This is a genomic window from Pseudomonas sp. DC1.2 (assembly GCF_034351645.1).
Classification (GTDB): domain Bacteria; phylum Pseudomonadota; class Gammaproteobacteria; order Pseudomonadales; family Pseudomonadaceae; genus Aquipseudomonas.
The window spans coordinates 1,575,321-1,588,011 of record NZ_CP133782.1 but is presented as its reverse complement, the minus strand read 5'-3'; the positions used below and the strand labels follow the sequence as shown (position 1 = coordinate 1,588,011).

General features: G+C 58.7%; 3 protein-coding genes. All 3 read right to left on the bottom strand.

Translation table 11 applies throughout. The annotated features are described in order from the left end of the window. Positions 1-108: 108 nt before the first annotated feature. Genes RHM68_RS07095 through RHM68_RS07085 form a run of 3 tightly spaced genes read right to left on the bottom strand, consistent with a single transcriptional unit; the run spans position 109 to position 12,336 of the window. Entirely contained in the window at positions 109-513 is a 405-nt protein-coding gene (locus RHM68_RS07095; protein WP_322221322.1) for a hypothetical protein, read from the bottom strand. A 6-nt stretch (positions 514-519) separates the two neighbouring features. After that, positions 520-10,593 carry a filamentous hemagglutinin N-terminal domain-containing protein gene (locus RHM68_RS07090; protein ID WP_322221320.1) on the bottom strand — a complete coding sequence of 3,358 codons (10,074 nt, stop codon included), beginning with the start codon at positions 10,591-10,593 and terminating at the stop codon, positions 520-522. Positions 10,594-10,617: 24 nt separating this feature from the next. Further along, positions 10,618-12,336 carry a ShlB/FhaC/HecB family hemolysin secretion/activation protein gene (locus RHM68_RS07085; protein WP_322221318.1) on the bottom strand — a complete coding sequence of 573 codons (1,719 nt, stop codon included), beginning with the start codon at positions 12,334-12,336 and terminating at the stop codon, positions 10,618-10,620. Between the last annotated feature and the right edge of the window lie 355 nt (positions 12,337-12,691).

Sequence of the window (12,691 nt, the reverse complement as noted above, 5' to 3'; positions counted from 1 at the left end):
TAGTTCGTGCCAGAAATTCGATCTGTCTTGCTGAACGAAACAGTATTCTGCGAGAAGCGAATATCATCAGCAACATAAGTTGCTGCATTGCCTACACCTTTTGCACCATTAAGCTTGCGCTAATGAATACAATCTTTCTCTCTCCTCAACGACATCCAATCGATCGAACTCCCTAACAAAGCTCTCTACCTCAGAACTCAAATTACAATTAAACTTCCACAATGCCGTAGCGCCAACATTCTGAACGAACTCCAACCCATCTAAAACCTCTCCTGACTCTTCAAACCTTAACACTTTCATCTCAGTCATCAGTTTTTCAAGTAAATCAAGCATATACCCCTTACACTCTAAAGAGAAAAGCTCTTCGTACATTGCAGGCTCGTTACGTAAAAAATCTTCTGAAAAGGCCAAATCCCCATCAATATAATTTATGCAGAACTCTAAAACAGAAAGCCGCCTTCCCTTCTGATGCACAAATAAAAAATAAATAATCTGCATGGTAATTTCGCACATTTTTAACTACCTTAAAGGTTGAAGATGCCAAACTTCTTTAGTAACAGGATTATAAACCATCTCCATCGAACCATTCGTATAACGATAGAACCCTGCCATCCTATCCGGGGTAACCGTTGTTGCTGTTTTCAGGACCTCATCCGCCTGAACAAAAGGTGCCCCACGCCCAGTCGACCATAAGCGATTGTAGTAATACTCAGAGAATTTGAATGGAGTTCCTTCCGCTTGGTAGAAACCATCAACCATCTTAATTTCTGGGAGACTACCTTTTGCACCCTCGCTTCCCGACTTCGCAGCCTCAACACCAGCTACAGCACCAGTTTCAAAACCTTGGACCGCGTTGCCAATGTTTCGAACCCCTTGTCCCAGCGATAATACTAACAACAAGAGCGTTGCTTTGTGCTCAACGTCCAGTCGCTCGGCTTCTGAAGCCGTTGGACTGTACAACTGCTCGCGCAGCGCCGGTAAAAGGGAGAACATGAAGTCGTCGATGAAGGCTATCGCCTCCGGTTTAACACCAGCGATTCCTTCGCCATGGGCCCCTTCAACCCGCATAGCCGCAAGAATGTCGTCGGCGGTCAGTTTGCTGAAATCCACCCCAGTATTGCAAATCCCTGGATTGCTCCGACAGGCCTCCATAGCTCCTTTGATGAAATGCTCAGCGTCTTTCTCATGTAAGTCGTGGTTATAGGCACGTCCATTCTTGGCAATGTCTGCGCCCATCTGCACGTCGCCATTGACGCTGGCAGCGGCAAGAACGCCCACGATCTGCGCCGCCGCCTGTTGCAAGCGTTTGGCTTGTTCGTCGTTGCCCGAAAGGAGGCCGCTTCCCAGCGCATTGGCCATGGCCTCGCTGGCCCCAGCTGCCATGGCTCCGGTCTTGAAGTCGCCGCCCATGGCTTCAGCTAGCAAGCCACCGGTTAAAGCGTGGGCGGCTATATTGGCTAGGCTTCCACTGCCAAATCCCATATCGCCGACAGAATTAAACGCGCTGGCTTGCAAGATGTTGTACAGCGCGCTCTGCATAGCATCGCCGAACTTGCCTTGGCCCAAGGCTTCATTGGCCACTCCAGTCAAGGCGCTCTGGGTCAGTTGCATGCCAGCGAAGTTGGCCCAGGCACTCGGGTTGGTTATGTCCGGAATGGCTCCAACAGCCGAGCCAGCCGCCGTGGTGGTGGTGCTTGTCGTAGGGTCGGTTTTACCGCCAAACCATTCAGGGCCGTAGGCCGACATAACGCCCGCAACGCCTGCGGAGATCATCGCTTGCTTGAGGCTGTCACTGCTGAAGGTATCTTTCAGCGCAATACCCAGGTTGCCCTTGTTATTGATGGTGCTGATGGCACCAGTGGAGGCTAGCGAAGCAGCGCCCATGGATAGGGCGACGTTGGCCCAACCCGCAGCGGCAGCCGCGGTGCCGGCAACGCCCCCTACAGCAGCTGTTCCAGCAGTGGCCGCCGCCAATGCTCCAGTTCCGGCAGCACCGGCACTTGTACCCACTGCTGCCGCGCCAATAGCCCCACTAGCAGCGCCATATGTGAGCACAGTGACGACAATGGCAACGATGAGCATCGCACCCTGGCCCATACCCGACTGGCTGTACTTAAAGGAGTCATGAACCTCCTTCACCTGCCGCCAATCCACATCCCCCCGCTGCTCAGCCTCTTTGATCCAAGCCAGACCCGGATCAGCCTTGACCATCGCATCAATGGTCTGGCTCACCGATTTTTGGTTGATGTTCTTAAGGTCAATGTTCAAGCCATTAACCGCATTGATCGTCATCTGGCCTTGAGCAATCAACTCACTCTGGCGCAACGTCTCATCGGTGTTGCCTTTGCCTGACGATGAGGTCCACGCCAGGTCGCCGTTGCTCTTGATATGACTTTCGTCATGCAGATCCTTCACCGCCTCAAACGTGATGCCCCCACCACTCTCCAGCGTCAAATCGTTGCCAGCCTCAAGCCTGGCCCCCTGATACAACTGGTCCCCACCACTGACCAACGTCAGGTTGCCCCCAGCCTTGATTTCGCTCGCGATGTTCTTCACGTCGGTGACTTCGTCACGCTGGGTCTTCTCACTGCCCCAACTGCCCTTTTTCTTCATGTCGTACAGCGAGTAGTCGCTGTTTTGTGCCGCCAGCACGTTCAATTGCCCACCGGCCACCAGATAAGCTTCATTGCCCGCCGTAACGTTGCTTGAGCTGAGTGTCAGGTCCTGACTGGCGTTCAACGTGACATTGCCGCCAGCATTGACGGTTGTGCTGACCTGGCTGACGTGGTCTTCCTGAGCCTTGACCTTGTTGTCCTGGTAGTACGAGTGCGTTTCGTCCGCCGCCGAGGCCAGGGTCAGGTTGCCGCCCGCCGCCATGGCGACATCGCGCTTGGCGTCGATCTGGCTGGCAATGGCCAAGAGGTCACGGCCGGCCTGAATGCTCAGGTCCTGACCGGCCGTCACGCTGGAACCGTGCTGAGTGATGCTTTGATCCCGGCGGTCGGCGCCGTAGTCGTGGCTGACGACTTGCTGGACGGCGCTGAGCTTGACATCTCGCCCGGCCGTGATCGTGGTGTTTGCAGCGCTTTTCAGGACGCCGCCGGTGTTATTCAGGTCGCGCCCGGCGCGGATGGTCAGGTTGTTCGCCGCTTCAATGCGCGCCGCGCTGTCGACAACGTCTGTCTGCTGGCTGTACTCATCGACGCTGCTTTTGTGGCTGGTGACGGTGAGTTCGTTGGTCACGTCGCCATTAACGGCGGTCAGGCTGACATCGCGCCCGGCGATAATGCCCCCGGACTGGTTGGCGATGTTGTTACCAGCGAGCAGGTCCAGGCGATTACCGGCTTCCACCAGGCCGCTGTTGACCAGATTGTTGCCGGCGGCGGCGGACAGGTTATTGCTGGCGCGCAGGGTGCCGGCGTTGTCGAGATTTTGGCCGGCGATCAGGCTCACGTCGCCGCCCTGGATCAGGGCGCCGTTGGCGGCCAGGCGGTTGTTGGCGTTGGCAAGGTACAGCACCGGCACCAGCACGGTCTGGCCGTCGACGACTTCACTTTCCATCCAGACGATGTCGTGGGTCAGCGCGGCGACCTGTTCGGCGGTGAGGCTCACGCCGACGGACAACTTCAGCTCGTTCTTGCTGGCGATGGCGTTGTCCATCAGGTACTTGAACTGCGCCTCGTTCGAGGTCTTTCCATTGATGAACGCTTGACCCGTGCCGGCCACGACCGCCTGCTGGATCAGCTTCTGTTCGTAGAAGCCGTCTCCCAAGCGTTTGGCGCTGTCGTCGGGGTTGTAGCCGAGGGCCTTGAGCAGGTAGTCCGAACTCATGAATTGCTTGAGGTCGGTAAGGACCGGGTTGGTTTCGATCAAGTATTTCTGCGGGTTGGACGGGCTAGCGCTGCTCGGCAGGCCTTGAACACGGGCGATACTGAGCGGGCCTGGCGCAGCCGTCACGCCAGGCAGTCCTGCCACCGAGCTGGCGGAGGCTTGGGCGATACCACCCACCTGAATCGCGAGTTGGCTGGCCGGCAGTGACTGCTGACGCTGAGCTGCGCTGATACCGCCGCCCCCCAGCGTCCAGCTTTGCGGGCCAGTGCTGACTGGCGCGCTGGTGCTCGCCGCGCTCAGGCGAAACAGTCCGTTTTGGCCGGTTGGCAGGCTGAAGCCTGGTAACGCCGTGGGATTGACTTGTTGCTGAGCCAGGTTGGGCGGGAGTTGCGCGTTGATCTGAACCCGCGTGGCATACGTACTGCCTGCACGGGTGTCGGTGTTGGTATGGCCGGCAGTGACAAAAGCGTAATAAGCCCGGACAACGCTGTTATTGATGTTCTGGGCGGCGTTGAGGTTGACGCTGCCGCCCGCCTGGATCACCGCGCCGTAGGATTGACCGCTTGTATTAGTGACATTGCTGGTTTGAGTGAGCAGACCGCCGCCCATCCAGTTGATAAAGGCACTTAGATCCGCTTCAACGGTGGCCGAAGGTGTGGGGCTGTTCTTGGCGTTGAAATCGGCAGCCGCCGCGATGGCCTGGTTAATCTGCGTCACGAAATTCCAATAGGTCCGGACGGTAGTAATGTCCTGGGGCTGCAACCCATTGTTGTTGATGGTCGTGGCATTCGCGGTCAGGTTCCCGCTGGCGGCGATGGTACTGCTGATGTTATTCAGCGTCTGCGCATTGATCAGCAGATTCGCGCCACTGGTGAGGCCCGACGCGGCAGAGCTGCTGGTCACCCTCAAGCTGTCTGTTTCGTCGATTTCCCAACGGCCATTGATGCCACCCCAGTCGCGTTCATCGCAACCGGCGATCGGTATCTGCGCGCACGTTAACTGGGTAATGGTCGCTGAGCTTTTTGTATGGTCCGTGTATTGCAAAACGTCCATGACGTTGTTGACGGTCATGGCGTTAATGGTCAGGTTTTGTGCGCTGTCGATGTTGCCTGAGCGGTTGTCCAACAGGTTTGCCATCCCCCCCTGCGAATCCCGTCCGATCAGTACGTTGCCAAAGCCGTAAACCTGCGCATAGCTATTGGTGAAGCTGCTGGCCAGCAGCTGCATATTCCCGCCGCTGGAAATCAAACCGTTGTTGTTGAGCAATGCACCAGTGTTGACCGTCAGGTTGCCCCCGGCCCCCAGCGTGCCGTAGTTTCTCAGCCCACCTGCCGTCACCGTCATTGCGGCCATGGAGGTCAGTCGACCGGCGTTGTCCAGCTGGCCGCTGACATTGATCGTGGCGTCTCCCCCGCTCGCGATGGTCGAAGTCACACTGTTGAGGCTCACTTGCGCGGCGCTCAGGCCAAGGTTTCCTTGACTGCTGAGCCGACCTGCACCCCAGTAAGCACCACCGATGCCCAGGCTGAGGTTGCCATCACTGGCGATCAACCCGTCGTTGTACCAGCTGCCACCACTACCGCTGAAACTGTCGGAGGCCAACAGTTGACCACTGGCGGTTTGACTTAAGCTGTTGACGTTGACGGTCAGGCGCCCTGCCTGGATCACGCTGCTGTTGGTCCAGCTGTTGGCGTTGAGCGTCAGACCTCCGCGGGTGACGAGCGTGCCGCCAGCCCCCATGACGTTGGCGGTGGAGATGTCGAAGGTGCCGGTGCCGGCATGCAGCAAGCTGCCGCCGGTGTTGTGGAAGCTGCCGGCGCCGAGGGTGAGGTCGGTGTTGGCGGTTTCGATAGTACCGTTGCTGTTGTCGAACAGGCCGCCGATCTGGAAGTTGGTTTTACCGCTGGTACCCAAGGCACGCAGTTGGCCGGTCTGGTTGTCGATACTCGCGGCGGTGATCGCCAGAGTGCTGTCGCTTTCGATGATGCCCAGGCGGTTGTTGAGTACACCGCTGAGGGTCAAGTCAATCTGGCTGCCGGCGATCTGGCCGTCGTTGCTGCCGCTGTTGTCGAAGTTATTGCCGGTGACGTTGACCCGACCGGTGGCATAGAGGCCGCCGTTACGGTTGTCGAAGTCGGCGGTATGAATGAGTGCGTCACCGGTTTGCGCGGAGATGCGCCCGCCATAGTTGTTGATGCCGGCCAAGGCGGTGATGTCCAGATTATGTGCCTGGATGACGCCACCCTGGTTGTTGTTGGTCAGGTCGTAGCCGTTTTTCAGTACGCCCGCGAGGTGCGCGGTGAACGCGCCTTGCAGGCTGGCCAGGACACCGCCGCGGCTGTCGAGATTGCCGGCATTGACGGTGAGGTCTGCGCCTTGAGCGATGATGCGGCCGCTCTGGTTGTCGATGTCACCGGAGACAGTGAGCGCCAACGCACCTTGGCTTTGCATCGTGCCTTTGCTGTTGGCCAGGCTGGCGGCTTGCAGTTGAAGGCCGGCGTTCTGGCTGTAGATCAAACCATCAGCGTTGTTCTGCACGGCGCCAGTGGCGCTGAGCAGGAGTTGACCGCTGGCGGCAACGGTCCCGCGATTGCTGTTGTCGAGACCGCCGGTGAACAGGGTCATCAGACTTTGGCTGGCCAGTTGGCCGCCCTGGTTGTCGATCTGGCTGGCGCGCTGGATCAGCAGCGGGCCGGCGCTGGCGAGTTTGCCATTGGTGTTGGTCAGAGCGCCGAGCAGGTCGAGTGTGACCGTCTCATTGCCGACCAAACTGCCGGACGTGTTGTCCAGCGCGGTACCGGTGAAGCTCAAGTTTTTTTGTGCGGTGATCGCGCCCGCAGCGTTACCGAGGGTCATGGCTTGTACGATGAGCGCCGCGCCGCTATCGATCAGGCCTTTCTGGCCGTTGTTCAGCAGACCGCCGACAGTGAGGGTCTGGCCTGCGCCGCTGGACAGAATACCGCCACTGTTGTCCAGGCTTGCCGCGTTGACAGTCAGCGCATTCTGGCTGACCAGTGCGCCTGCACCACTGTTGAGCAGTGCGCCACTGACGTTGGCGCTCAGGTCACCGTTACGGCTGGAGAGCGTGCCGTTGTTGCGGTTATCGAGGCTGGCGGCGCTGACGTCGAGGCCCTGCCAACCGGAGACTAAACCATTCTGGTTCAGCAGGCTGGCGCTGGCGTTGAGGCTCAGCAGGTTGCTGCTGATCAGTTTGCCGCCGCTGTTATCGAGAGTACGTCCGACCAGGCTGAAGCTCTGGTTGCTGGAGATCTCGCCGCCCTGGTTGTTGAGGTCACGCAGATGGTTGACGGTCAGTTGGCCAGCAGTCGTGATCAGCCCCGCCCCGTTGTTCAAGTCACCGCTCGTACCGGTAAAGTCCAGGCTAATAGCGCTGCCGAGCAAGGAGCCATTCTGGTTGTTCAGGCCAGCACTGCTGATGTTCAGCAGTGTGGCGGCATTGATCAGCCCAAGGTTCTGATTACCGAGCTGGCCATCGACGTGCAGATTGAGGTCGGCGCGGCTAGTCAGGGTGCCGCCGCTGTTGTCCAGGCTGCCGACGTGAGTATCAATACTCGCCGCCGCGATCAGACCTTTGATGTTGCTCAGGGCCTGATTGATCTGCAGCGTTAGCGCCTGGCTGCTGAGCAGCTTTGCGTTGCTGTTGTCGAGGTTGTTAGCCGTCAACGTGAACGCCTGAGGGCTGGAGATTTCACCGTTCTGGTTAGCCACACCGTTGAGGTTTTTCAGCACCAGAATCGGTGCATTGATCAGCCCGTTCTGGTTGTTCAGTTGACCGTTGTTCAGGTCCAGGTTCAGACCCGTGTTGCTGAACAGTTGACCGCCCTGCTGATCCAGACCGGTGACGCTGGCGGTCAAGGTGTCAACGCTGGCGATGCGGCCGTTATCCTGGTTGGTGACTTGACCAGCGTTGAGATTCAGCGTGCTGCTGCTGTTCAGGTTGCCGGCATGGCTGTTGTCGAGTATGCCGGTGGTGATGCTCACGGCACCCTTGCCGCTAACACTGCCCGCCTGACTATTGTCGAGGCTGGCGCTATGCACATCGATACCGCCGTCGGTGACCAACTTGCCACCCTGGTTGTCGATCAACCCGGCACTGGTGAGGCTCAGTTGCCCGGCACTGGACAAGCTGCCAAGGCGGTTGGCCAGGCTGGCGGCATTGATCGTAAGCAACCCTTCGCTGCTGAGCAGGCCGGCGCTGTTGGTCAAGCTTCCCGTGAGGCCAACATTGAGGTTGTGCTGACTGACCAGGCTACCGCCACTGACATCAAGGCTGCTGCCGGTCAGACTCAAATCTCCCGTGGCCGAGAGCAGGCCTTTGCTCTGGTTGATCACGTGGTCGACGGTCAGTTTCAGGGTGTCACCGGCAATGACCTGGCCACTGTCGCTGTTGTCCAGTTGGCTACCGAGCAGCGCCACGCCGACCGTACTCGACAGTTCGCCACCGCGGTTATCGATAGCGTCGACCTTGACGTTCAGCGCTTGGGTTGCGCCGACCAGGCCTTTGCCACGGTTATCCAGGGTGCTACCGCTAAGGGTGAGCGCCCCGAGGGCAATCAGTTTGCCGTTCTGGTTGGTAAGGCTAGTGATCTGCGCCTTAAGATCGCGCTTGCCGGAAACCTGGCCGTTGAGGTTGTTCAGTGTGCCGGCGTTCAACTGCATATCGCCGTCAGCGATCACCGTTCCGCCCTGGTTCACGAAGCTGCCATCTGCACCCGCGCTCAGGACGCCATGGCTACTGATCAGGCCGTTGCTGTTGTCCACGCTGGCGCTGTGAGCATCGAGAGTGGCCGCTGATATCAGGCCATTGACGTTGCTCAGCGCCTGATTGATGCGCAGAGTCAGTGCCTGGTTGCTGAGCAATTTGCCGTTACTGTTATCGAAGCTATCGGCGGCCAGGGTGAACGCTTGCGCGCTGGAGATCTCACCGTTCTGGTTGACGACGCCCTGAAGGTTTTTCAGCATCAGCAACGGTGCGTTGATCAGGCCGTTCTGGTTGTTCAACTGACCGTGATTCAAATCCAGGGTCAAAGCGCTGCTACTGGTGAGCTGACCACCGTTGTGTTGATCGAGACCACTGACACTGGCGGTCAGTGTCTGGTTGCTGGCGATGCGCCCTTGATTACTGTTATCGACCTGCCCGGCGCTGAGGTTCAGCGTATCCAGCCCGGTGAGTTTGCCGCCCTGGTTATTCACCTTCCCGCTCGCCGTGAGACTCAGGGCCATGCCGGCCGACACCAAGCCGGCCACGTTGTCCAGCGAGGCGATATTCAGCGTCGCGGTATTGAGACTGGACACCTCGCCGCCGTTGTTATTCACATAACCGGCTTGGGTCGTCAGGCTACCGGCACTATGGAACAACCCACCTTGGGCGTTGAGCAACTGGGTGGCGCTGACGCCCAGACTACCGCTGCTCAGCACTCGGCCCTTGTTCTGGTTATCCAGGGTTGCGGCCGTGATGTTCGCGCTTTGCTGTGCGCTCAAGGTGCCGCCCTGGTTAAACAGGGTCTGCGCCACAGTCGCTTGTACCGCGCGACTGGCGATGATGCTGCCAGTGTTGCTCAGGTTTTGCGCGCTCAGGCTGACATCGCCCGTGGCGTTGCGGCTGTTGTCGCTATTGACGCCGGCTTCGATGACCGCCTGATTGCTCAGTTGTCCACCACTGGAGAGGCTGATGCGATCGCGGGCGGCGAGGCTCTGCTGGACGTTGAGATCACCGCGGGTGTTGATCGCCAGGCTGCTGCCGGCGTACACCCGGCCGCTGACATCGAGACTCGCGGCATTGACGTTGACAGCGCCACTGGCGGCGGTCTGGGCCAGACTCAAATGACCGTTAACGTCGAGTTGGATATCACCGCCACTGGCCGCCACGTTACCCGCCAATCGGACACCGACCCCGGCCTCGGTGCCGACCAGTTTTATCGTCCCGGCGTACATGCCGCCCAAGGCTGAGGAGTCGATAGCCAGTTCCGGCTTCGCACTGCCGTCATTCGCCCGAGCCGTGGCGTTGAGGGTGTCAGCGTTGACGTCGTTGCGACCGGCGATAATCGTCAGGTTGTTCGCCTGGATCTGGGCGTTGATTTTCGCGCTGCGGGTGATGATTTCGAAGTGATCGACGTTGCTGGCGTTGAGGCCATCGCCGTCGATGGAAACGCTGCCCTGATCGACCTGAAAACGATCCAGGCGACCGTTGTCGAGCACGGGTTTACCGGTGGTCAACGTGACGCGCGGGGTATTGATAAAGCCGCAGCCATTACAGCTGATGCCGTAAGGGTTAGCCACGATCACTCGGGCCGATTGCCCCGCCACTTCGGTGTAGCCGCGCAACTGGCTCGGGCTGCCGCCGACCACTTCGTTGAGAATGGTTTGCGCCGCAACCCGATTGGTCAGGTTGGGGTTGCCGACGATGATTGCGCCCAACTGCGTGGCGCCGGTTTGCGCCGCAACGTTGTTGAGGATTACGCCTTGGGTGCCGACGTTGTAGTCATGGAACTGGTTATGCGACAGACCGGAGCCGTTGGGTGTGGCGATGTTGACGATCGGCACGCCATTTCCGGCCTGGCCAAGGCTGGTGCCGGGGTTCGCCACCACAATGCCGTCGGCCTGGGCCCACATCGGCTGCCAAAACATAACGTTCGCCAACAGGAACGCCAACCCGCGTTTGGGCATACCCCAGAAGTGCTCGCGGGTTTTCAGCTCAGCAGAAGGCTGGCGCGCAAGAAAGGCGTGTTGGCGAACGTCCATGTTGGAGGTCTCAAAAAAACTGAATTAGAGGAAAAAATCCATACGGAAATAAATCGGTGCTTCGCGCTCGGTCAGCGCATACGGCCGTTCCAGCGAGTGGGCGAAGGTCACGCTGGCGGCCACATGCTGCCCACGGGCGAACAGCTCCACAGAATCGCTGGACATGCGCCCGTGCTGAGCGCCGTTGTAGCGGTTGGCGCTGATCACCCCTTGGTCATAACCGAGGCTTGTGCCGTACTCGGCGAACACCGGGCGTAGCCATTCGAAGCTGATCGGGCGGCTCCAGCGCAGGTCATTGCGCCAGTACCCACCGCTGTCGCCGGACAACGATTGATCCTTGTAACCACGAATCGACGACTGCCCGCCGAGGCTGGTGCGCTGCGGGCTGAACAACACGTCTTCACTGTGTTGGCCGGTCATCAGGCTGCTGAAACTGAACGACTCGCCCCACACTTTGAACGGCTGCAAGTAACTCAAGGTTCCGGTGTATTTGCGATAACGCGCGTCCGGCTCGCCGGGATCGGGATGACCATTGTCCTGAGCGCCAAACGCGCCGATGCCGTTCTGCATGCCCAGGTCAAGGTTGACGAAGGCACTGCCGATCCGCCGCCCATGGTTGATCCCGAACTGCGCTTCGCTAAGGCGGTTGCTGCTCAGGGCCAGCTTGCTGTCTTCGATGAAGTTGTTGGTGCGCAGGTACGACAGACCGGCGCTGAGCGACGTCTTGCTCACCGCATCACGATGGATCACCCGCTCGGCGCGAAGCTGATGGTTTTCGCTGTCGCCCGTCTGTTTGAAATTGAAGCCGTTGGCTTGTGCCTGCGAGCGGTAATCGCTCTGGCTGTAGGTGTAATTGAAATTCCACCAGCCCCACGGCAGGTTGTAAGTCAGCATTGCGTTGCTGGACGTCTGCTGGTGATCGCTCACCGCGTCGTGACCGCCACGCAGATTCAACTGATCGGCCAGGCCCAACGGGCTGTCCCAATCAAACGTGGTGCCCCATTGCTGCTCGCCGGTGCTGCGCTGGCCTTCGTTGCTGCGTGACAGACCAGCACGCCAGGGTTTTTGCGGCGTGTTCTTGACCAGCACGTCACTGCCACCTACGGCCTTGCCCGGCGACAACTCCATCTGCGCCTGATTCGACGGCAAGCGGTTCAACTGGTCGACCATCTGCTCGATCTCGCGCAGATTGACCAGATCACCGGTCTTGCCGGGAAACGCCATGGCCAGTTCACGGTCGGACAATTTGCTGTCCTGCGCGCCCTTCACTCCTTCGAGCTTGCCTTCGACCACCAGCACTTTCAGATGCCCGGCGGACAAGTCCTGCTGCGGTAAATAGGCACGACTGGTGACCAGGCCCTTCTCGATGTAATGATCGGTAATGACCTTGAGCAGCTCATTGAGCTGTGTGACGCCCAGGCACTGGCCGATATAGGACTTGAGTAAATGCTGCTGCTCAGCGACAGAGAGGCTGTCGGCTCCTTTGAGTTCGATGTCTTGGATAGGGAAACAACGAGCATCAGCCGGGGCCGTCGGCTGGACAGGCATGGCTTGTTTGCCGGGCAATGCCTTGAGCTCTTCGAGGCGCCGGTGTTGCTCATCAAGCAAGCGATCCTGGCGGTCGCGGATCAGATCAGTGTCACCCGGACTGGTCGCAGCGTAGGCCAGACTCAACGGGTAAAAACACAGCAGCAAAAACGGCAAAGCCGCACACAGCCTCTTCGTGAGGGTGAGTGGGTACATGTTCGATCCCTCGAAATAACGACTGGTAGCAAAATAGTGGCGCGATATTAGATGGCCACTATTTTGACGTCAATATACGTCGTGTGAATTTATTGCTAAATGTGTCTCGAATGACACGCAGTTTCAGCGCGCAGAGGGGAAGGTGCGCATGCCGCATGCGGGGCAGGTCTTGCAGCGTGTTTTTTAGAACAACGGTGTTAGGCGCTCTCTGAGGACGGTCTATTTTCGCACCTGGAATTGCACCAGTGCATTTATTTGTTTGCATCAATGCATATTTAGACCTAAGGTTACCTCGAGCCAGAGATCGGAGCGGCCATCAAACATGGCAAGACACAGACGCCGATCGCTCAGCAAC

What these genes read in the sequence shown, in the direction of transcription:
- RHM68_RS07095 (WP_322221322.1), bottom strand. Translation starts at nt 513, where the DNA reads ATGTGCGAAATTACCATGCAGATTATTTATTTTTTATTTGTGCATCAG.
- RHM68_RS07085 (WP_322221318.1), bottom strand. Translation starts at nt 12,336, where the DNA reads ATGTACCCACTCACCCTCACGAAGAGGCTGTGTGCGGCTTTGCCGTTT.
- RHM68_RS07090 (WP_322221320.1), bottom strand. Translation starts at nt 10,593, where the DNA reads ATGGACGTTCGCCAACACGCCTTTCTTGCGCGCCAGCCTTCTGCTGAG.